The sequence below is a fragment of the Pseudomonas sp. PvP027 genome (genome assembly GCF_017833005.1).
Lineage (GTDB): Bacteria > Pseudomonadota > Gammaproteobacteria > Pseudomonadales > Pseudomonadaceae > Aquipseudomonas > Aquipseudomonas congelans.
In genome coordinates this window covers 3,747,748-3,767,787 of the sequence record NZ_JAFIBK010000001.1, presented here as the reverse complement: position 1 = coordinate 3,767,787, position 20,040 = coordinate 3,747,748, and the positions used below count along the sequence as shown (strand labels likewise).

Genomic DNA, 20,040 nt, shown 5'->3' with positions numbered 1-20,040 from the left:
TGTGGCGCGTCTGCAATCAGCGTTTCAATCAGCCGCGCCGTATCAGCAAGCCCCTGATACTCAACAGGGCAGCCGCCCCCATCCCCAGCCACGCCAGCGTATCCCACCAGCCGTCACCCAGCAGCGCCGCGAAGAGCCCTATGCCGATAAGCAGCGCTATGACGGCGGGTATCGCAAAGGTCTTCCAGAATCGCGATGGCCTGGAGCTCATCGCGCCACCTGAGCCTGAACAACGCTTACCGAGCGCGCGGCGCGACGCCTGACCCACCACAGATAAACGCCGCTGCCGAGTACGATGATGGTCAGCACATCCAGCACTGCCCAGAGAATCTTCATCGGCATGCCGCCGTAATCGCCGAAATGCAGAGGTTGCGACATGCCCAGTGCATCCATGTACCAGGGACGTTCGACCACGGCAGTGACTTGCAGGCTCTGCGCGTCGATCAGCACCGGCGTGGCGAGGTGCGCAGTCAGGTGCGTATTGCCCTTGAGGAACACTGCGTAATGATGCTCGCTGGAGAAGCGCGTGCCGGGGAAGGCGATGAAATCGGCCTGCATGCCGGGCGCAGCGGATTCGGCAATCTCCAGCAAGCGAGTTGCCGGAGCCCGCTGGGTCAACGGTGGCGCATCCTTGTAAGGGGCGATCATGGTGGCCAGCGCGTCATTGCGCCAGGAAGCGATAAGCAGGTCGGCACAGGCGCTGATCACCCCGGTCACGCCGACCACCAGCGCCCAGGTCAATGTCACTACGCCGATCAGGTTGTGCAGGTCCAGCCAGCGCGTGCGCGTGGATTTATTGACCCGCACCTGACCGAACTCCAGCTTGCGCATGAACGGCGCATACAACACGGTCCCGGAAACGATCGCCACCACAAACAGCAGGCCCATGAACGCCAGCAACAGCTTGCCGGGCAGATTGGCGTACATGTCTACATGCAGGCGCAGCATGACCATCATGAAGCCACCGTTGGCAGAAGGCATCTCCAGTGCCTCACCGGTGCGCGCATCAAGAGCGAAGGTGTGCGAGGAGTTGGGCTCGGTGCCGGCGGTTGCAGCGGTGATTGCCATTACACCATTGGGGTCTTCGTCGTCCCAGCCGAAATACTGCATCACCTCGCCGGGGCGATGCGCTTCGGCAGCCCTGGCCAATTGCTCCAGGTCCAGGCGTGGCGTGTCGGCAGGCATCTCCTTGTAATGCGGAGCGTCGCCCAGCAGATGATCGATTTCATGATGAAAGATCAGCGGCAGGCCGGTGACCGCCAGCATCAACAGGAACAGGGTGCAAATCAGGCTGCTCCAGGTATGCACGATGGACCAGCGGCGCACGGTTTGGCTTTTCATGGTTTATCCACAGACGAAGAGACGCAGCGCTGAGCGCGTCCCCGAAATGACTTGTAAGACTAAGCCGCTCGAAACCGAAAAAGTGTCAGGGCGATCCGCTGTCTGCATGAACGGGTATGTTTCAGAGTTTTGCCGGAGGATTACCGGGCTGTTGATCCCTGGGCAGCACGGACACCCACCACGCAGTGTGCTGCTCGATCTGCACAGGCAAGGTCGGCAGCAGCGCCTTGAGCGCCAGGTCGGTATCAGTCAACGGGAAGGTGCCGGTCACCCGCAGATCAGCCACCTTCGGGTCGACGCCCAGGTGTCCTGTCCGGTAACGCCCCAGTTCAGCGAGCATGTCTGCCAGTCGCGCGTTGTCCACCACCAGCATGCCGCGCGTCCAGGCGTCGACGCCGGAGGGCAGGCCAAGCAAAGGGCCAAGTCCGTTGCGGGTCAGCAGAACCTGTTGGCCCTCGCGCAAAACCTGTTCACCAGAGGCGTTGCGCGGCTCGGCGACAACCGCCGATTGCAACACGCTGAGCAGTGTTCCATCGGACTCGCGTCGGACCAGAAAACGCGTACCCAGGGCGCGCATCTTTCCATCCGCTGTCTCGACGATGAAGGGCCGCGGGTCGTCATGATCGCCGGTCTGCACCAATATTTCACCGTCCTGCAGAATGACCCGACGTTGCTGCGCATCGAAGCGCACATCGATTGCGCTGTGGGTGTTTAGGCGAATCAGCGTGTTGTCCGCCAGACGCACGTCGCGCTGTTCACCGGTGGCGGTGCGCTGGTCGGCAAGCCAGTAATCCATCGGCAGATAGCGGTCGCCGACGAACAATGCCAGGCCCAAGGCCATGAACACTCCGGCCAGACCGCCACCGAGCGTGCGCAAACTGTGTCGCAGGGCACCCGGTGATTGTTGCAATGCCTTGCGTGCCGGACCCGCGGGCAAAGCAAAGCGCTGATTGACCATCCCCAACTGGCTCCAGGCCCGGGCATGCTCTTCGTCAGCGGCCAACCAGCGCGCCAGCTCGGCGTCATTGCCGCCGTTGCCGTCCATATTCAGTTGCCACTGGATGGCCGCATCGAGCACTCGGGCAGAGACCGGTCTGGTGTTCACGTCGGCTCACCGTAGAGCGCCACGTAGCACTGACGCATGGCCTGAGCCAGGTATTGCCTGACACGCGAGACCGAAACGCCCAGTCGCTCGGCAATTTCAGCGTGCCCCATCGCGTCGAGGCGACTGTACAGAAAGGCTGCCCGCGCCTTGCTGGACAGGGTGCCGAGCATGCGGTCGATGGCCTTGAGGTCTTCCAGAATCAGCATCTGCTCTTCCGGAGAGGGCTGCTCGGCCTCGGGCACCTGCATCAATTCCCCGAGATAAGCCTGCTCCAGCGCAGCACGTCGGAAGTGGTCGAACATCAACCCTTTGGCGACGGTTGCCAGGAACGCACGCGGTTCTCTGGGCGCAAGCAATTCATGGCGCCCCAGCAAGCGCACGAACGTGTCCTGACTCAAATCCTGAGCACGTTGCGGGCAGGCGACATTGCGTCTGAGCCAGGCCAGCAGCCAGCCGCGATGATCGCGATACAGCGCACCAACGATCTCGCTATGAGTGCTTGGGACTGACGACACGAATGGCCTCGATGAGAAAGTTCTAACTAAAGAGAATCATTCGCGATTGTGGCAGAGCGGAGGGGTAGTGGCAATTCGCGTCTGTCGGGAGGAGGGTCTGAATCGAGTCGGCGCTCGTAACTATGCTCCGCATCCATTGCGGCGCGGAGCGTCGGGAAATGCATTCCCACACTGGAGCGTGAGGAACGAGAATCTTGTAACTACCGTGCCAGTGCTCCAGTGCGAAATGCATTCCACACTGGAGCATGCACAACAAAAGGCGTCCCGTGAGGACGCCTGGTCGGCAGATCAGGCCTGGTGGCTGATCTCGCGCAGCGGCTTGCCGCGCGCTGGCTTGTCGCCTGCGACGAAGTAGTCGGCAGTGCTGCGTGGCAGCGGCTGGCGACCGCGGATCTTGTCGGCGATTTTCTCGGCGATCATGATCGTCGGTGCATTCAGGTTACCGGTGGTGATGATCGGCATGATCGAGGCATCGACCACGCGCAGGCTTTGCAGGCCATGCACACGACCCTGGCCATCGACAACCGCCATTTCGTCGGTGCCCATCTTGCACGAGCAGGACGGGTGATAAGCCGTTTCGGCATGCTCACGCACGAACTGGTCCAGCGCCTCGTCGGACTGCACGTCGATGCCGGGGCTGATTTCGCGGCCACGGTACGGGTCAAGTGCCGGTTGCTGCATGATCTCGCGAGTCAGGCGGATGCCGTCGCGAAACTCCTGCCAATCCTGCTCGCTGGCCATGTAGTTGAACAGGATGCTCGGGTACTCGCGCGGGTCTTTGGATTTGACCTGCACACGACCACGGCTCGGCGAACGCATGGAGCCGACGTGAGCCTGGAAACCATGCTCCTGAACGCCCTTGGTGCCGTTGTAGTTAATCGCGACCGGCAGGAAGTGGTACTGAATGTTCGGCCATTCGAACGCTTCACTGGAGCGAATGAAACCACCAGCTTCAAACTGATTGCTCGCACCGATACCTGTACCGAGGAACATCCACTCGGCACCGATAGCAGGCTGGTTCCACCACTTCAGCGAAGGATACAGCGACACCGGCTGGGTGCAGGCGTACTGCAGGTACATCTCCAGGTGATCCTGAAGGTTCTGGCCAACGCCCGGCAGGTCATGTACCACCGGAATATCGAGTTTGTTCAGCACTTCGGCCGGGCCGACGCCGGAACGCTGGAGAATCTGTGGCGAAGCGATCGCGCCGCCACACAGCAGCACTTCCTTGCGGGCACGGGCCTGGATGCGGGTGTCGCTGTCGCCCACCAGGTACGCCACGCCAACGGCGCGCTTGTCTTCGAACAGGATGCGGTCGGTCAGTGCGTGAGTGACGATGGTCAGGGTCGGGCGCTTCTTGGCCTCGTCCAGATAACCACGGGCGGTACTGGCGCGACGACCGTTAGGCGTCACGGTGCGGTCCATCGGACCGAAACCTTCCTGCTGATAACCGTTGAGGTCGTCAGTGCGTGGGAAGCCGGCCTGCACGCCCGCCTCGACCATCGCGTGGAACAGCGGATTGTTGCCCGCCTTGGGTGTGGCAACGCTGACCGGACCTTCACCACCGTGGTAGTCATTCGGGCCGATGTCGCGGGTCTCGGCCTTGCGGAAGTACGGCAGGCAGTCGAGGTAGCTCCAGTCTTCGAGACCCGGCTCCTTGGCCCAGCCATCGTAGTCCATCGCGTTGCCGCGGATGTAGCACATGCCGTTGATCAGCGACGAGCCGCCCAGGCCTTTACCGCGACCGCATTCCATCCGGCGGTTGTTCATGTGCGGCTCTGGCTCGGTCTCGTAGGCCCAGTTGTAGCGACGGCCCTGCAGCGGGAATGCCAGGGCGGCAGGCATCTGGGTACGGAAATCCAGACGGTAGTCCGGGCCACCGGCTTCGAGCAGCAGAACGGTGACGCCTGCGTCTTCGGTGAGACGGGCTGCCAGGGTGTTACCGGCCGAGCCGGCACCAATGATGATGTAGTCGTATTCGGATTGAGTCGTCATAGAGGCTCCCTCATAGAGCTGCGAGTTTCAAGCCTTGGCCGCAAGCAGAAGCAGCCAGGCGATACTCGTGAAAATGGGGTGCGGCAGGCAGCTTTTGAGTGCGTCTGCTTGAGGCCTGCCGCTTGCCACTGAAACCGTGTTTAGAAAACCGAGGCGTAATCGCCCAGTTCGATCTGTACCGACTTGATGCGCGTGTACTGGGCCAGCGAGCTGATGCCGTTCTCACGGCCGACACCCGACTGCTTGTAACCGCCGACCGGCATTTGTGCCGCCGACTCGCCCCAGGCGTTGATCCAGCAGATACCGGCTTCCAGCAGATGAATCACGCGGTGGGCGCGGTTCAGGTCGCGGGTCACGATGCCTGCAGCCAGACCGAAGTCGGTATCGTTGGCACGGCGCACCACTTCATCTTCGCTGTCGTAACCGAGGATGCTCATCACCGGGCCGAAGATTTCTTCACGCACGATGGTCATGTCGTCGGTGCAGTCGGTGAACACGGTCGGCGCAACGAACGCGCCCTTGTCGAACACACCGCCGGTCAGGCGATCGCCGCCGCACAACAGACGTGCGCCCTGCTCTTTGCCCTTGGCGATATAGCCCAGCACGCTTTCCATGTGCTCGAAGCTGACCAGAGGGCCGAAATTGATGTTCTCGTCTTCAGGGTTGCCGGCGCGAATGCGCTTCACACGCTCGAGGATCTTCGCTTCGAACTCGGCCTTCAGGCCGTTCGGCACGAACACGCGGGTGCCGTTGGTGCAGACCTGACCGGAGCTGTAGAAGTTGGCCATCATCGCGATGTCGGCGGCACGGTCCAGATCGGCGTCGTCAAACACGATCAGCGGTGACTTGCCGCCCAGTTCCATGGTCACTTCCTTGAGCGACGAGCTCGAGGCGCTGGCCATGACTTTCTTGCCGGTGTCGGTACCGCCGGTGAAGGAGACTTTCTCGATGCGCGGGTGTTCGGTGATCCAGGTGCCGACTTCACGGCCGCTGCCGGTGAGCACGTTGAATACGCCGTTCGGTACGCCCGCTTCGGTGTAGATTTCTGCCAGCTTCAGAGTGGTCAGCGAAGTGACTTCACTCGGCTTGAAGATCATCGCATTACCCGCCGCCAGCGCCGGGGCGGATTTCCACAGTGCGATCTGGATCGGGTAGTTCCATGCGCCAATACCGGCCACCACACCCAGCGGTTCGCGGCGGGTGTATACGAATGAAGAATCGCGCAACGGGATCTGCTCGCCTTCGATGGCCGGCACCAGACCTGCGTAGTACTCCAGCACATCGGCGCCGGTCACGATATCCACGTAGCGGGTTTCGGAGATGGCCTTGCCGGTGTCCAGTGTTTCAAGAGCGGCCAGTTCATCGTTGCGCTCACGCAGGATGTCGACGGCACGGCGCAGAATGCGCGAACGCTCGACCGCAGTCATGGCGGCCCAGATTTTCTGGCCCTTTTCGGCAGCGACGACGGCGCGCTCGACGTCGTCCTTACCGGCACGCTGGATCTGCGCCAGAACTTCGCCGTTCGCCGGGTTTATGGCGTCGAAGGTTTCAGGGTTGCTGGCATCGACATAACCGCCATCGATGTAAAGTTTCTGCAGTTCAAAACGGGCCATAAAGTCCTCGCAAATTCAGTGGGGGGCGATGACTGATTTCAGTGTGCCGGGGTTTGTCCGGCAACAGGCTCATACAGTCGTTCGGTGAGGGCTTCGAAAGCCTCAGCTCGCCGATTTCGCCAATTGAAAATCCATGTACTCGTAAGCGATCCGTTGCGCTTGCTCGGTGTCGAATGCATCGCCTGACAGCGCGCCTCTCAGCCACAACCCGTCTATCAGGGCTGCCAGCCCGCGGGCGGCGCTGCGTGCCTGTTCCAGTGGCAAGGTGCGGCGGAACTGACAGCACAGGTTCGAATACAAACGGTGGTCGTTGATACGCTGCAATCGGTGCAGCGAAGGGTGATGCATGCTGGTCGCCCAGAAGGCCAGCCAGGTTTTCATGGCCGGGCCGCTGACCTGACTGGCGTCGAAGTTACCTTCGATGATCACTTGCAGGTGAGCCCTGGGGCTGTCTTCGGTCAGCGCCTGACGGCGTTCGCGGACGTTCTGGATCAAGGCGTTCATCAGGTGCCGCATCGTGGCAGCGATCAGGCCGTTCTTGTCCTGAAAATAGTGACTGATGATGCCGTTGGACACGCCTGCCAGTCGCGCAATGAGAGCAATGCTGGCATCGCCCATACCGACCTGATCGACCGCAGTCAGCGTGGCCTGGATCAACTGTTGGCGGCGGATGGGTTGCATTCCGACCTTGGGCATTGGCGCGATTCTCCCGGGTATCTGCAGTGATCGTTGTAGCGAAAAGACGAGACCAGTCTAAAGATTTTTTATTGAACGATCAATCAATAAAAAATCAATGGCCAGTTTTAGCGGCAATCGGCACGTTGAAAAGCGCTTGATGGCGGGGGTGATCGGGGTTCGGTGCGGCGCAGATTTTGTGACGCGGAGCGTCACGCAAGGCATTCCCACACTGGAGCGTGCGGAACGATGGGTTCTGTAACTATCGTGCCGACGCTCTGCGTCGGTATGCCGTTCTGGACGCTCTGCGTCCGATCTTGAGCGTGCGGTGCGGCGCAGATTTGTGACGCGGAGCGTCACGACAGGCATTCCCACGCTGGAGCGTGAGGAACGATAACCTCAACTATCGTGCGACGCTCTGCGTCGGTATGCCGTTCTGGACGCTCTGCGTCCGATCTTGAGCGTCGACAACGCTCAATCCTGCAACACCACGTCAGCCAGTTCATCGATTGCTTCCTGCCTCTCGCCCTGATTCGGTCTGGGCTGCGGGTTGAGCGTCGACCACTGCGGGTGGGCGCGGGCGCGTGACAGCGGCTCGGGGATTTTGCCTTTGCGCCAGGTCTTGTCCTGCGGTGTGGTCAGTTCGATGCTGTGCAGGGCAGCATGGCCTCTGACACCCAGCGCCAGCAGCAAATGGCGCTGACGCAGTGCGAGCAGGCGCAGTACCGCATCGTCGACGGTCAATTCTCTGCGCCCCTTGAACTTGCCAAGCAACCGGCCTCCGTAGCTGCGCGCTGTGGATAACGCACCACCGGCAATCGCCCCGACCAGCGCAGCAGCACCCAGCGTTACGCCACCAACCATCAGGTCGACCCCTGCCCCGGCCGCCGCGCCAGCCGCCACACCGCCGCCAACGCGCACGCCCATCAACTTCAGGGTTTCCGGGTTGAACAGGTCATCGCCCCAACGACCGTCCATCAACGGCAAATCACTGCTGGACACATCATCCTTGCGAAACGCATACAGCTTGAGCAGCGCCTCAACACACTGCTGTTCGCGCTGCCGAACCGCCTTGCGCAGCGCTTCCACAGCCTGCTGCTCCTGGTCGGCGGTGGTTTCGACACTGCGCCGGCAAGCTGCGCAATCAATCAGCAGTTCGGCGATCAGGCGAGCAGCGCTGTGGCGCTTGGCTGTGCGCTGTTTTTCCTGATCATCAATCAGCCGTTCGAGCCGCGGCCGCGCGCTTTCCAGCAACAGCGCCAGGCTTTCATACAGCCGACGGCCGCCGTCTTCCGGTGGCGCCACGCTGTCGAAACGCACCAGCGCATGCAGGCCCAACCGTGAAAGCGCTTCGCGCCACTCCGGCTCGCGGTGCTGCTGCGCGCTGACGAAATTCAGAACCGGCAGCAGTGGTTTGCCACAGCTCGCCAATACCGCCAGCTCGTCACGGTATTTGGCCAGCACCGGCTCACGCGCATCGATGATATACAGCCCCGCGTCCGAGTCGAGCAACTGGCGCATGACCTTGGCCTCTTGCTCAAAACGCTGGCGTGCCTCGCTGCCCTCCAGAAAACGCGCCAGTCGTGCAGGCCCGTCCAGACGCTCGCCGGGACGGTCCAGGCGCTCCAGATAATCAAGCAGCGCGATAGCATCTTCCAGGCCAGGCGTGTCGTACAGCTCGACCAATGCCTCGCCGTCAACAGAAAGGCGCGCGCCCTCGACATGGCGAGTCGTGCTGGGACGATGGGACACTTCGCCGAAACTTACGTCGCCCGTCAGGGTACGCAGCAGCGAGGTCTTGCCGACATTGGTGTGACCGACCACCGCCAGCTTGATCGCACGACTGCTGTCTGCTTCATTCATGGCCTGTCTCCAGCCAGTTCAAGGGCGCACTGTCGGCGTGCGGCAACTGCAATTGATCCAGCGCCAGGTGCCAGTCGCCGAGGCGCTCCGGGTCAAGCCTCTGCCCGGCAGGCGCGGGCAGCAGCCAGATGCGCGCTGCACCGGCGCAGCGCGCCAGTTCGGCGATCAACGCCAGACTGCCACGGTCCGGCGAGCGGCGCGGGTCGCAGGCGATCACCATGCGCGCAGGCGGATACTGGGTCAGTTGCTCCAATAGCTTGTGGCGCGACTCACGGCTGTCGAGAACGCCTGCATCGGCAACACCAGACGGTAACGCTGGCGGCCAGACCTGCTGATCATCCAGCTCGATGGCCACCAGCAGCGCGCCGTCGCTTTCGGTCGTCCCTGCGCTGGGCTGCACCTGATGCAGCGCAGCAGGTTCAGCATCGTTGACACCCAGGCGCTCGCTGCTGGGCATCAGGCGCTCACGCAATTCAAGGTATTCAGGCAAATCCAGATCGAGACGCAGCGCTGCCCGCCCCTGCTTCCAGCGCCACAGGCAGAACCCGGCCAGCAACAGACGCGGCACGATGCCGTACACCAGCAGCACACCCACCAGCCAGGCCGCCCAGGCCTGACGGGCATTGTCGATACTCAGCGCACCATTGCCGCTGGCACGGATCATGGTTTCGTCCGGCACGCTGAACCCCAGCCAGGCCGGGATCGTACTGAGTGTCCGGGTAAGGCTGACGAACGTATCGCTGCTCAGAATGGTGGTTTCCCAGACAAACCCGTAGCGTCGGGTCGCCATCAGCATCAACAGCAGCACCAGCGCACTGAGTAACGCCAGCAGCCACAGGCTGTGCACCACCAGCCCGAGCGCCCAGCGATTCAGGCGCTGGCGTTGCAACAGCAAAACCAGTGCGGGAGCGAGTTGCGCGGCCTGGGCGTCACGCGCGAGTTTCTCACTCAGCCACAGCCACACCCGGCCCAGCCCGGTGTTACTGCGCCCGGCGAAGATCAGGCCCAGCGCCCAGGTCAGCAACAGCACAAGGTTCAGCCCCAGCAGACTGCCCAGCGCCCAGAACACATTGACCGGTGCCTGCCCGTCGCCCATTGCGGCGAACGCCAGGCCCGCGCCACTGATGACCGAGAGCACCGCCAGCGCAATCAACGCCAGCCGCGCGCCTTGCTTCCAGTGCTGCAATGCGCCCAGCATGCCGTCGCGCTGCGCCAAGCCGAGGGCGCGATGGGTAATGCGCGCAGTCAGGTCGCCTCCGGCAGCGCGGGCACGGCGATTGGCTTCCTGATCATCCAGCACGCCGGCCTGTTGTTCACGCAGGCGCACGGCTTCGGTCAGCCAGAGGGTATCGAGGGGGGTCAGTGCAGTCACACAGTGTCTCTTGATTGAATTCAGCGGTGAGCATAACCGCAGTCATGGGACTGAGCACGGCGCATGTCAGTTCATTCGCCTGCCCGGCGACCTCTGATATCCTCGCGGCATGAAAACTCATCTCCCCCTCAGCCTGATTGCCGCCCTTGGTGAAAACCGAGTGATTGGCGTCGACAATTCCATGCCCTGGCATTTGCCGGGGGATTTCAAATACTTCAAGGCAACGACGCTCGGCAAGCCGATCATCATGGGTCGCAAGACCTGGGATTCGTTGGGCCGCCCGCTGCCCGGCCGTCTCAACCTGGTGGTCAGCCGCCAGACTGACCTGCAGCTTGAAGGCGCGGAAGTCTTCGCTTCGCTGGACGCCGCCGTCGTGCGTGCCGAGCAGTGGGCGCAGGAACAGGGTGTCGACGAGGTGATGCTGATCGGCGGCGCGCAGCTTTACGCCCAGGGCCTCCCTCAGGCCGATCGCCTGTACCTGACTCGCGTGGCGCTGAGCCCTGACGGCGACGCGTGGTTTCCGGAATTCGATACGGCGCAGTGGGCGCTGGTATCCAACAGCGAAAACGCCGCCGTCGATGACAAGCCGGCTTACAACTTCGAAGTCTGGGAACGCGTCTGATCAACAACTTTTGGCGCAATTGCGGCCGTTGACGAAAAACTGCAATAAAAGTGTCGTTTTTGGTTTCACTGTCGCAAATAAAGGGGCAAACGGCGTCATTTGGCTTTTTTCAGGTCGCTGACGTACTTTTGCCTTCACAATAATTTGTTACGGTCTGCCCCTTCGTTTTTTCGACAAGGGGAAATTGCCTATGAAACTCGTGCCAAAACTGTTGGCCGCTGCCGTCTGCTTCGGGCTCGCCAGCCAGGCTATCGCAGCCACCGAATTGAAACATTGGCCCGAGCCTGCCGCCAAGGCGCTCGACGCAATGATTGCGGCGAACGCCAACAAGGGCAATTACGCAGTCTTCGACATGGACAACACCAGTTACCGCTTCGACCTCGAAGAGTCGCTGCTGCCTTACATGGAAAACAAAGGCCTGATCACCCGGGAAACACTCGATCCGTCGCTGAAGCTGATCCCCTTCAAAGACACCGCCGAGCACAAGGAAAGCCTGTTCAGCTACTACTATCGCCTTTGCGAAATAGACGACATGGTCTGCTACCCGTGGGTCGCGCAGGTGTTTTCCGGCTTTACGCTTCAGGAGCTCAAGGGCTACGTCGATGAGCTGATGGCCCTGAAAAAGCCGATCCCTGCGACCTACTACGACGGCGACACCGTCAAGCAGCTCAATGTCGAGCCGCCGCGGGTCTTCACCGGGCAGACCGAGCTGTACAACAAGCTGATGGAAAACGGCATCGAGGTGTATGTGATGACCGCGGCGTCCGAAGAGCTGGTACGCATGGTCGCTGCAGATCCGAAGTACGGCTACAACGTCAAACCGCAGAACGTGATAGGCGTTTCGACCCTGTTGAAAGACCGCAAGACAGGCGAGCTGACCACCGCACGCAAGCAGATCACGGCGGGCAAATACGATCCGAAAAGCAACATGGGCCTGGAGCTGACGCCGTATCTGTGGACCCCGGCAACCTGGATGGCGGGCAAGCAGGCGGCTATTCTGACTTACATCGATCAGTGGAAGAAACCGGTCCTGGTCGGCGGCGATACCCCGACCAGCGACGGCTACATGCTGTTTCACAGCGTCGATGTAAGCAAGGGCGGCGTGCACTTGTGGATCAACCGCAAGGACAAATACATGACCCAGCTTAACGGCATGATCAAGGACAACGCCGACGCTCAGGCCAGGGAGAAGCTGCCGGTCACGGCAGACAAGAACTGGGTGATCGTCAAGCCGGACGAGATTCAGTAAGCGACACGGCATTGCGGGTTGTCAGCAACCCGCAAGCCCGGTCAGTCGACTTTCTCGAACTTCAGATCCCAGACGCCGTGTCCGAGCTTCTCGCCACGGCGCTCGAACTTGGTGATCGGCCTTTCCGCAGGGCGCGGGACGTACTGGTTGTCTTCAGCCTGGTTGCGATAACCGGGCGCCACGCTCATCACTTCCAGCATGTATTCCGCGTAAGGCCCCCAATCGGTGGCCATGTGGAACACGCCGCCGGCCTTCAGTTTGCTGCGCACCAGCGCGGCGAATTCCGGCTGCACGATGCGGCGCTTGTGGTGACGGCTCTTGTGCCACGGGTCCGGGAAGAACAGCATCAGGCGATCCAGGCTGTTGTCCGCAACGCAGCGGTTCAGCACTTCAATAGCGTCGCAATCGTAGACGCGCACATTGGTCAGTCCCTGGGTCAGTACGCCATTGAGCAGCGCGCCCACGCCTGGAGAATGCACCTCAACACCGATGAAGTCGTGCTCGGGGGCCGCAGCCGCCATTTCCAGCAGCGAGTGACCCATGCCAAAGCCGATTTCCAGCGTACGCGGCGCAACGCGACCGAATACCTGATCGAAATCCACCGGCGTGTCGGTCAGCGACAGGCCATACAGCGGGAGGCCTTGATCGAGGCCGCGCTGCTGACCTTCGGTCATGCGGCCGGCACGCATCACGAAACTCTTGATGCGGCGGTGCGGGCGCTCTTCGCCTTCTTCGACAGCAGGCGACTCTGGGTGCGGAACGTGCGAATCAGTCATCAACGGGCTCTTACTTGATCAGGCCATCCAGCGGCGAAGACGCGCTGGCATAGAGTTTTCGTGGCATACGCCCGGCGAGGTACGCCAGACGACCGGCAATTACGGCGTGCTTCATGGCTTCGGCCATCATCACCGGCTGCCGGGCATGGGCGATGGCCGAGTTCATCAGTACCGCTTCACAGCCCAGTTCCATCGCGATGGTGGCATCGGAGGCGGTACCGACACCGGCATCGACCAGCACCGGCACTTTGGTTTCTTCAAGAATGATCTGCAGGTTGTACGGGTTGCAGATACCCAGACCGCTGCCGATCAGGCCAGCCAGCGGCATGATCGCGATGCAGCCGATTTCGGCCAGCTGGCGGGCGATGATCGGGTCATCACTGGTGTAGACCATCACGTCGAATCCGTCCTTGACCAGAATCTCGGCGGCCTTGAGGGTTTCGATCACATTCGGGAACAGGGTTTTCTGGTCAGCCAGCACTTCGAGCTTGACCAGATTGCGGCCGTCGAGCAATTCCCGGGACAGGCGGCAGGTACGCACGGCCTCGGTCGCATCGAAGCAGCCGGCGGTATTCGGCAAAATGGTGTAACGATCAGGCGGCAGCACGTCCAGCAGGTTCGGCTCGCCAGGGTTCTGGCCCAGGTTGGTGCGGCGCACTGCAACGGTGACGATCTCGGCACCCGACGCTTCGATGGCCAGACGGGTCTGTTCCATATCGATGTACTTGCCGGTGCCTACCAGCAGGCGCGACTCGAAAGTCCGGCCGGCCAGGACGAAGGGCTTGTCGCTGCGAACATTGCTCATCGGAAATCCTCATAACGTGCAGATTGGGTTGGGCGCAGTGCGGATTGCGAACTAGCCACCGCCAATGGCATGAACCACTTCGACCTGATCGCCTTCACTCAGGACAGTTGCTACATGCTGACTGCGCGGCACGATATCCAGGTTCAGTTCCACCGCGACCCGGCGCCCGGCAAGGTCCAGACGGGTCAGTAATGCCGCGACGGTTTCGCCATCGGGCAATTCAAAGGGTTCGCCGTTCAACTGAATGTGCATGCGGGAGCAGCCATCATTTTTGGGGGGCCAGCATTCTAGCCCGATCAGCCGGTATGACCAAGGCAAAGCCACGCCATTCGTCTCAAGCGCGGCCTGCTTCGCGCAGAGCAAATGCTCAAGGAGGCGAACCCAGCCTCCAGGCCGCCAGCCCCAGCATCGACCAGCCGAACAGAAATGCCAGACCACCGAACGGCGTGATGATGCCCAGCTTGCTGAACCCGGTGAGGGTCAAGGCGTAGAGGCTGCCGGAAAACAGCAGAATACCGACCGCGAAGGAGAATCCGGCCCAGGTGATCAGGCGTCCGGGGATGTGCGTTGCCAGGATCGCCACGCCGAGCAGGGCCAGCGCGTGGATCAGTTGATAAAGCACACCGGTGTGGAACACTGCCAGGTACTCGGCGCTCAGGCGTTCCTTGAGACCGTGGGCGGCAAATGCGCCCAGGGCCACACCGGTGAAGCCGAAGAAGGCGGCCAGCATCAAAAAGCTACGAAGCATCAGGAACTCCAGTGAAAAATCGTCGGAAGGCGCACGGTCTGTATAATGGCCCGCTCAACGGGTTCGGCCAAGCCATCTCTATGCTGCAGTCTATTCTTCGTCGCCTCTTCAAAGCCCTGCTGTGGTTCGCCGCAGGCAGTGTTCTCGTGGTTCTGGTTCTGCGCTGGGTGCCGCCACCGGGCACCGCGCTGATGGTCGAGCGCAAGATCGAATCCTGGGTCGACGGCGAGCCTATCGACCTGCAACGCGACTGGGAGCCGTGGGATAAAATCTCCGAAAATCTGAAAATCGCGGTTATTGCCGGCGAAGACCAGAAATTCGCCGAACACTGGGGTTTCGACGTCGACGCGATTCAAGCGGCCATCCTGCACAACGAGCGCGGCGGCTCGATACGCGGGGCCAGCACGCTCAGCCAGCAGGTGTCGAAAAACCTGTTCCTGTGGTCCGGCCGCAGCTATCTGCGCAAGGGGCTTGAAGCCTGGTTCACCATGCTTATCGAGCTGCTCTGGTCCAAGGAGCGCATCCTCGAGGTGTACCTCAACAGTGTCGAGTGGGACGAAGGTGTATTCGGCGCCCAGGCTGCGGCGCAACACCACTTCCGCACCAACGCCAGCGCGCTGTCGGCGCAACAGGCCAGCTACCTCGCCGCCGTCCTCCCCAACCCGCGCCAGTGGAGCGCCAGTCACCCAAGCAGCTACGTCTCTCGCCGCGCAGGCTGGATTCGTCAGCAGATGCGTCAGCTGGGTGGGGATGAGTACCTGCAGGGGTTGAACAGCAGCCGTCGTTGGTGATGATGATGAGCTGGCTCTAGTTTGGAGCTTATCGTTCCCTACGCTCCAGCGTGGGAATGCAGTTCGTGACGCTCTGCGTCACAAAGAGGACGCAGAGCGTCCAGAACGGCGTGCCGACGCAGAGCGTCGCACGATAGCCGATACACAAACAAAAACGCCCCGATCATCTCGGGGCGTTTTTCGTTGCCGTTCAGCCTTACGCGGCGATCGACGTCTTGAGCTTGTTCATCGCGCTTTTTTCCAGCTGACGAATACGCTCGGCAGAGACGTTGTACTTCTGCGCCAGGTCGTGCAGCGTGGCTTTTTCTTCTGCCAGCCAGCGCTGGTAGAGGATGTCACGGCTGCGTTCGTCCAGCACGTCCAGCGCCTGATGCAGATTGGCGGTGGAGTTGTCGGTCCAGTCGGAGTCTTCCAGTTGACGCGCCGGGTCGTAACGGTGGTCTTCCAGGTAGTTGGCCGGCGACTGAAAGGCGCTGTCGTCATCCGCTTCGGCTGCCGGGTCGAACGCCATGTCGTGACCCGTGAGACGGCTTTCCATCTCACGCACTTCACGCGGCTCGACGCCAAGGCTTTCTGCAACACGATGGACTTCATCGTTGTTCAGCCAGGCCAGACGCTTCTTCTGGCTGCGCAGGTTGAAGAACAGCTTGCGCTGCGCCTTGGTCGTGGCGACCTTGACGATGCGCCAGTTGCGCAGGATGAACTCGTGAATTTCGGCCTTGATCCAGTGCACGGCGAAAGACACCAGACGCACGCCCATTTCCGGGTTGAAACGTTTCACGGCCTTCATCAGACCGACGTTACCTTCCTGGATCAGGTCGGCCTGCGCCAGACCATAACCCGAATAACTGCGCGCGATGTGCACGACGAATCGCAGGTGGGCGAGGACCATTTGACGGGCCGCGTCCAGATCCTGCTCATAGTAGAGACTCTCAGCCAGTTCACGCTCCTGCTCGGGCGTCAGCAAGGGAATGCTGTTGACCGTGTGCACATAGGCCTCGAGGTTCGCACCCGGGACTAGAGCATAAGCAGGTTGCAAAGAAGTGGTCATACGAAAAAACCTCCAGCGCACAGGTAATGTGCAGTTCAGCATTAGCCAGATTGACCCGGAACCGCTAACCAAGTTCCTTGATTTTCAGAGGCCAGTCTGGTGAATCAATAATGTGGCTCTACCGGGGCGCCAGTTCACGAAGATGTCGGGCCACCGCAATCCAGGCACCGATATACCCTAACAGAACCGCTCCAAGCAAGAGGGAAAGACCATCACCCATTGGCACGCCGGCCAGCGCAAAGTCACTTCCATAGAGACCTGCCAGCCCGACCACTGCGCCGTTCAGCCAGTTCAGGCCATAAGCCAGAACGCCCCAGGACAGGATGCCAGCCCCGAAGCCGTACAGCGCGCCCATATAAAGGAAAGGCCTGCGCACGTAGCTGTCGGTACCGCCCACCAGTTTGATGACTTCGATTTCGATGCGGCGGTTTTCAATGTGTAGACGAATTGTGTTACCAATTACTAACAGCAAAGCCGAGACCAGCAAAACCGTCAAGCCGAAAACGAAGCGATCACCCAGTTTGAGGATCGCGGCCAGTCTTTCGACCCAGACCAGGTCAAGCTGCGCCTGCTCTACCTTGGGCAATTCGGCCAGCCGCGTGCGCAAGGCCTCCAGCGCAGGCTTGTCCACCTCGTCCGGCGTCACCAGCACCACGCCCGGAAGCGGGTTCTCCGGCAATTCCTTGAGCGCCTCGCCCAACCCGGACTGCTGCTTGAACTCACCCAACGCCTGTTCGCTGCTGATGTACTCAGCATCTGCCACGCCGGGCATCGCCTTGATTTCATCGCGCAGGCGAGTGCCATCGGCAGTGCTGGCATCCAGGTTCAGGTAGATAGAAATCTGCGCCGCGCGCTGCCATGAACCGCCCAGACGCTCGACATTGCTCAACAGCAACGACAAGCCCATCGGCAGGCTCAGGGCAATCGCCATCACCAGACACGTAAAGAAGCTGCCAATCGGTTGTTTGCCCAGACGTCGCAGGCTGTCCAGCAGACTGGAACGGTGACTTTCCAGCCAGGCGGACAACAGTGCACTGAAATCAGGGCCGTCGTCATCGTGGTCGTGGCGCTGCTTTTTCTGTTTCGGCGGCACCGGATCGGCGGCTTTTGGCGCGACGCGCTCTGAAACCTTGGGGCTGCGTGTGGCACTCATACTCCGGCCTCCCCGTCACCGATCAGACGACCGCGCTGCAGGGTCAGCATGCGATGGCGCATGCGGGCGATCAATGCCAGGTCGTGACTGGCAATCAGCACGCTGGTCCCCAGTCGGTTGATATCTTCAAACACACCCATGATCTCCGCCGCCAGGCGCGGGTCGAGGTTACCGGTCGGTTCATCGGCAAGCAGCAGGGCCGGACGGTGAACGATGGCGCGGGCAATGCCGACACGCTGCTGTTGACCGGTAGAAAGGTCACCCGGATACAGCTCGGCCTTGTCGGACAACGCCACTCGCTCAAGCGCCGAGTCGACGCGCTTGGCGATCTCGGGCTTGGAGAGACCAAGGATCTGCAGCGGCAACGCGATGTTGTTGAACACCGTGCGATCAAACAGCAACTGGTGATTCTGGAACACCACGCCGATCTGACGACGCAGAAACGGGATTTGCGCGTTGCTGATTTGCCCAAGGTCCTGACCGGCCAGCATCAGTTTGCCGGTGGTCGGACGCTCCATGGCCAGCAACAGGCGCAGCAGCGTGCTTTTGCCGGCACCGGAATGACCGGTGACAAACAAAAACTCGCCGCGACGTACTCGAAAGCTCAGTTCATGCAACCCGACATGTCCATTCGGGTAGCGCTTACCGACCTGCTCGAATCGAATCATGAACGCTCCCGCTCCGCAAACAGTGCCTGAACAAAGGGTTCGGCCTCGAAAGTACGAAGATCATCGATACCTTCACCGACGCCGATATAGCGAATCGGCAAGCCGAACTGCTTGGCCAGGGCGAAAATCACGCCGCCCTTGGCGGTGCCATCCAGCTTGGTCAGCGCCAGCCCGGTCAGCGTGACGGTCTGGTTGAACTGCTTGGCCTGATTGATAGCGTTCTGCCCGGTGCCTGCATCGAGGACCAGCAGAACTTCGTGGGGAGCGTCTGCGTCCAGCTTGCCGATCACGCGGCGAACCTTCTTCAACTCCTCCATCAGGTTGTCCTTGGTGTGCAGACGACCGGCGGTGTCAGCGATCAGCACGTCGATACCGCGAGCCTTGGCGGCCTGCACGGCGTCGAAGATGACAGAAGCCGAGTCGGCACCGGTGTGCTGGGCGATGACCGGTATGTGATTACGCTCACCCCAGACCTGCAATTGCTCGACGGCTGCAGCGCGGAACGTGTCGCCCGCTGCCAGCATGACCTTCTTGCCTTCCAGTTGCAGCTTCTTGGCCAGCTTGCCGATGGTCGTGGTCTTGCCTGCGCCATTGACGCCGACCACCAGAATCACGAACGGCTTGTGTTCGGACTTGATCACCAGCGGTTGCTCGACAGGCTTGAGCATCGCGGCCAGCTCGCCCTGCAAAGAGGTGTACAGCGCCTGGGCGTCGGTCAACTGCTTGCGCGCGACCTTCTGGGTCAGGCTCTTGATGATGACCGAGGTGGCTTCAACGCCGACATCGGCGGTCAGCAGTCGGGTTTCAATTTCTTCGAGCAGGTCGTCATCGATGGCCTTCTTGCCCAGAAACAGACTGGCCATGCCTTCGCCAATGCTGGCACTGGTCTTCGACAGCCCCTGCTTGAGGCGTGCAAAAAAGCCGACCTTACCGGTTTCCGGCTCGGGTGTAGCAGGCCCCGGCACTGCAAGCTCTTGCGCAGCAGGCTGAACAGGTTGCGGCACTGCCTGCGCGACGGCTGGCTCTGGCTCTGGCTCTGCAACAGGCTGAACCAGCACCGGCTCAGGCATCGCGAGCGGCACGATATCCGCCACCGGCTCCGCTGCAACGGGTTCAGGCTCCAGCGGTTGGGGCGCAACAAGGGCATGGTTTTGTTCAGGGATGGCCGGCGTGACATGCGGCTCGCGCTCGTCACTCAATGCCACCGGCTCTTCGGTCACCGGCAAGGTCAGCCAGGGCTGAGGCGACGGCGCGCCGGGCTCGACATGGCCTTGCGGCGCAGGCGCTGCTGCTTCGGCAGTGACTTCGGGCACCGATTGCGAGACAACATGAGGCTCAGCCTGCGGCGTCGCTGCAACCTGATCGGCGATCGGGTCGGGTTGCGTCGGGGATGATTCTGCTGGCTTCGGCTCGGTCTGCTGCGGCTTCTTGCGCAGCCATCCGAACAGGCCTTTCTTCTCTCCAGCCTCGGCTGGGGTCTTCTTGTCGTCGTTGGAACCAAACATGGATGACGGCTATCTCAAGGTTGCGGGGCGCCAGAGGGCGACCCGGAAAAATTCTGACATGCAAAACAGACTGCGTTTAGGACTTCTTGTTCACTCAACGGCCGCTTGTGCAGCTACCTTTACCTGCGTTTCAGACAGGTTTCACTCGCAATCGGCCAGTGAAGGGTGTCTCTGAAGCAAACGGATCAGTATC

Annotated in this window: 20 protein-coding genes; 3 read left to right on the top strand and 17 right to left on the bottom strand. The window is 61.2% G+C overall.

Annotation, left to right across the window (positions count from 1 at the left end; all coding sequences use genetic code 11):
- Window positions 1-28: 28 nt before the first annotated feature.
- The 9 genes from JOE33_RS16075 to JOE33_RS16035 all read right to left on the bottom strand — a co-directional run bounded on the left by JOE33_RS16075 (window position 29) and on the right by JOE33_RS16035 (window position 10,479).
- Window positions 29-211 carry a hypothetical protein gene (locus JOE33_RS16075; RefSeq protein ID WP_010432367.1) on the bottom strand — a complete coding sequence of 61 codons (183 nt, stop codon included), beginning with the start codon at window positions 209-211 and terminating at the stop codon, window positions 29-31.
- A complete protein-coding gene (locus JOE33_RS16070) occupies window positions 208-1,341 on the bottom strand; it encodes a PepSY-associated TM helix domain-containing protein (protein WP_010432370.1) in 1,134 nt (377 codons plus the stop codon). The genes JOE33_RS16075 and JOE33_RS16070 overlap by 4 nt, the downstream gene beginning before the upstream one ends.
- Window positions 1,342-1,462: 121 nt before the next feature.
- A complete protein-coding gene (locus JOE33_RS16065) occupies window positions 1,463-2,446 on the bottom strand; it encodes a FecR family protein (RefSeq protein WP_187625323.1) in 984 nt (327 codons plus the stop codon).
- Window positions 2,443-2,961 (bottom strand): RNA polymerase sigma factor, encoded by a 519-nt coding sequence (locus JOE33_RS16060; RefSeq protein WP_010432377.1) that lies wholly within the window; start codon window positions 2,959-2,961, stop codon window positions 2,443-2,445. Before JOE33_RS16060 ends, JOE33_RS16065 begins: the two co-directional genes overlap by 4 nt.
- Before the next feature lie 288 nt (window positions 2,962-3,249).
- The gene (betA, locus tag JOE33_RS16055) at window positions 3,250-4,956 is read right to left on the bottom strand and encodes a choline dehydrogenase (protein WP_010432379.1); all 1,707 of its coding nucleotides are present in this window, start codon (window positions 4,954-4,956) and stop codon (window positions 3,250-3,252) included.
- A gap of 140 nt (window positions 4,957-5,096) precedes the next feature.
- Window positions 5,097-6,569 carry a betaine-aldehyde dehydrogenase gene (gene betB / locus JOE33_RS16050; RefSeq protein ID WP_096244392.1) on the bottom strand — a complete coding sequence of 491 codons (1,473 nt, stop codon included), beginning with the start codon at window positions 6,567-6,569 and terminating at the stop codon, window positions 5,097-5,099.
- A gap of 102 nt (window positions 6,570-6,671) precedes the next feature.
- Window positions 6,672-7,265 (bottom strand): transcriptional regulator BetI, encoded by a 594-nt coding sequence (gene betI, locus JOE33_RS16045; protein WP_002555619.1) that lies wholly within the window; start codon window positions 7,263-7,265, stop codon window positions 6,672-6,674.
- A 453-nt stretch (window positions 7,266-7,718) separates the two neighbouring features.
- A complete protein-coding gene (locus JOE33_RS16040) occupies window positions 7,719-9,107 on the bottom strand; it encodes a GTPase/DUF3482 domain-containing protein (protein ID WP_187625322.1) in 1,389 nt (462 codons plus the stop codon).
- On the bottom strand, window positions 9,100-10,479 hold the full coding sequence (locus JOE33_RS16035; RefSeq protein WP_122528865.1) for a DUF2868 domain-containing protein: 1,380 nt from the start codon (window positions 10,477-10,479) through the stop codon (window positions 9,100-9,102). The genes JOE33_RS16040 and JOE33_RS16035 overlap by 8 nt, the downstream gene beginning before the upstream one ends.
- Before the next feature lie 109 nt (window positions 10,480-10,588).
- Between JOE33_RS16035 and JOE33_RS16030 the strand changes: the two genes are divergently transcribed.
- Together JOE33_RS16030 and JOE33_RS16025 are read left to right on the top strand one after the other, a co-directional pair.
- Complete coding sequence (locus tag JOE33_RS16030) at window positions 10,589-11,101, top strand: dihydrofolate reductase (RefSeq protein ID WP_032612310.1); 513 nt, start codon at window positions 10,589-10,591, stop codon at window positions 11,099-11,101.
- 190 nt (window positions 11,102-11,291) lie between these two features.
- A complete protein-coding gene (locus tag JOE33_RS16025; RefSeq protein WP_096130491.1) occupies window positions 11,292-12,350 on the top strand; it encodes a phosphorylcholine phosphatase in 1,059 nt (352 codons plus the stop codon).
- 41 nt (window positions 12,351-12,391) lie between these two features.
- Here JOE33_RS16025 and trmB read toward each other — a convergent pair whose 3' ends face one another.
- From trmB to JOE33_RS16005, 4 genes are all read right to left on the bottom strand, one after another.
- Window positions 12,392-13,039: a tRNA (guanosine(46)-N7)-methyltransferase TrmB gene (gene trmB, locus JOE33_RS16020; protein ID WP_222943635.1), complete on the bottom strand. Its 648-nt coding sequence runs from the start codon at window positions 13,037-13,039 to the stop codon at window positions 12,392-12,394.
- A gap of 97 nt (window positions 13,040-13,136) precedes the next feature.
- Entirely contained in the window at window positions 13,137-13,931 is a 795-nt protein-coding gene (locus tag JOE33_RS16015; protein ID WP_010432397.1) for a thiazole synthase, read from the bottom strand.
- 51 nt (window positions 13,932-13,982) lie between these two features.
- A complete protein-coding gene (gene thiS / locus JOE33_RS16010; protein ID WP_010432400.1) occupies window positions 13,983-14,183 on the bottom strand; it encodes a sulfur carrier protein ThiS in 201 nt (66 codons plus the stop codon).
- Window positions 14,184-14,298: 115 nt separating this feature from the next.
- The gene (locus tag JOE33_RS16005; protein WP_003372515.1) at window positions 14,299-14,679 is read right to left on the bottom strand and encodes a DUF423 domain-containing protein; all 381 of its coding nucleotides are present in this window, start codon (window positions 14,677-14,679) and stop codon (window positions 14,299-14,301) included.
- 80 nt (window positions 14,680-14,759) lie between these two features.
- Here JOE33_RS16005 and mtgA point away from each other — a divergent pair, with 80 nt between their 5' ends.
- Window positions 14,760-15,470, top strand: a complete 711-nt coding sequence (mtgA, locus tag JOE33_RS16000; protein ID WP_054992489.1) for a monofunctional biosynthetic peptidoglycan transglycosylase — start codon at window positions 14,760-14,762, stop codon at window positions 15,468-15,470.
- A gap of 196 nt (window positions 15,471-15,666) precedes the next feature.
- On the opposite strand, the gene rpoH is transcribed toward mtgA, so the two are convergent.
- From rpoH to ftsY, 4 genes are all read right to left on the bottom strand, one after another.
- Window positions 15,667-16,521: an RNA polymerase sigma factor RpoH gene (gene rpoH, locus JOE33_RS15995; protein ID WP_002555629.1), complete on the bottom strand. Its 855-nt coding sequence runs from the start codon at window positions 16,519-16,521 to the stop codon at window positions 15,667-15,669.
- 118 nt (window positions 16,522-16,639) lie between these two features.
- Window positions 16,640-17,674: a permease-like cell division protein FtsX gene (ftsX, locus tag JOE33_RS15990; protein WP_003393643.1), complete on the bottom strand. Its 1,035-nt coding sequence runs from the start codon at window positions 17,672-17,674 to the stop codon at window positions 16,640-16,642.
- The gene (ftsE, locus tag JOE33_RS15985) at window positions 17,671-18,342 is read right to left on the bottom strand and encodes a cell division ATP-binding protein FtsE (RefSeq protein ID WP_002555631.1); all 672 of its coding nucleotides are present in this window, start codon (window positions 18,340-18,342) and stop codon (window positions 17,671-17,673) included. Before ftsE ends, ftsX begins: the two co-directional genes overlap by 4 nt.
- Complete coding sequence (gene ftsY / locus JOE33_RS15980) at window positions 18,339-19,847, bottom strand: signal recognition particle-docking protein FtsY (protein ID WP_187625320.1); 1,509 nt, start codon at window positions 19,845-19,847, stop codon at window positions 18,339-18,341. Before ftsY ends, ftsE begins: the two co-directional genes overlap by 4 nt.
- Between the last annotated feature and the right edge of the window lie 193 nt (window positions 19,848-20,040).

Coding starts and splice junctions, on each gene's coding strand:
- JOE33_RS16075 (WP_010432367.1), bottom strand. CDS start 211: ATGAGCTCCAGGCCATCGCGATTCTGGAAGACCTTTGCGATACCCGCC.
- JOE33_RS16070 (WP_010432370.1), bottom strand. CDS start 1,341: ATGAAAAGCCAAACCGTGCGCCGCTGGTCCATCGTGCATACCTGGAGC.
- betA (WP_010432379.1), bottom strand. CDS start 4,956: ATGACGACTCAATCCGAATACGACTACATCATCATTGGTGCCGGCTCG.
- betB (WP_096244392.1), bottom strand. CDS start 6,569: ATGGCCCGTTTTGAACTGCAGAAACTTTACATCGATGGCGGTTATGTC.
- betI (WP_002555619.1), bottom strand. CDS start 7,265: ATGCCCAAGGTCGGAATGCAACCCATCCGCCGCCAACAGTTGATCCAG.
- JOE33_RS16040 (WP_187625322.1), bottom strand. CDS start 9,107: ATGAATGAAGCAGACAGCAGTCGTGCGATCAAGCTGGCGGTGGTCGGT.
- JOE33_RS16030 (WP_032612310.1), top strand. CDS start 10,589: ATGAAAACTCATCTCCCCCTCAGCCTGATTGCCGCCCTTGGTGAAAAC.
- JOE33_RS16025 (WP_096130491.1), top strand. CDS start 11,292: ATGAAACTCGTGCCAAAACTGTTGGCCGCTGCCGTCTGCTTCGGGCTC.
- trmB (WP_222943635.1), bottom strand. CDS start 13,039: ATGCGTGCCGGCCGCATGACCGAAGGTCAGCAGCGCGGCCTCGATCAA.
- JOE33_RS16015 (WP_010432397.1), bottom strand. CDS start 13,931: ATGAGCAATGTTCGCAGCGACAAGCCCTTCGTCCTGGCCGGCCGGACT.
- thiS (WP_010432400.1), bottom strand. CDS start 14,183: ATGCACATTCAGTTGAACGGCGAACCCTTTGAATTGCCCGATGGCGAA.
- JOE33_RS16005 (WP_003372515.1), bottom strand. CDS start 14,679: ATGCTTCGTAGCTTTTTGATGCTGGCCGCCTTCTTCGGCTTCACCGGT.
- mtgA (WP_054992489.1), top strand. CDS start 14,760: ATGCTGCAGTCTATTCTTCGTCGCCTCTTCAAAGCCCTGCTGTGGTTC.
- rpoH (WP_002555629.1), bottom strand. CDS start 16,521: ATGACCACTTCTTTGCAACCTGCTTATGCTCTAGTCCCGGGTGCGAAC.
- ftsX (WP_003393643.1), bottom strand. CDS start 17,674: ATGAGTGCCACACGCAGCCCCAAGGTTTCAGAGCGCGTCGCGCCAAAA.
- ftsE (WP_002555631.1), bottom strand. CDS start 18,342: ATGATTCGATTCGAGCAGGTCGGTAAGCGCTACCCGAATGGACATGTC.
- ftsY (WP_187625320.1), bottom strand. CDS start 19,847: ATGTTTGGTTCCAACGACGACAAGAAGACCCCAGCCGAGGCTGGAGAG.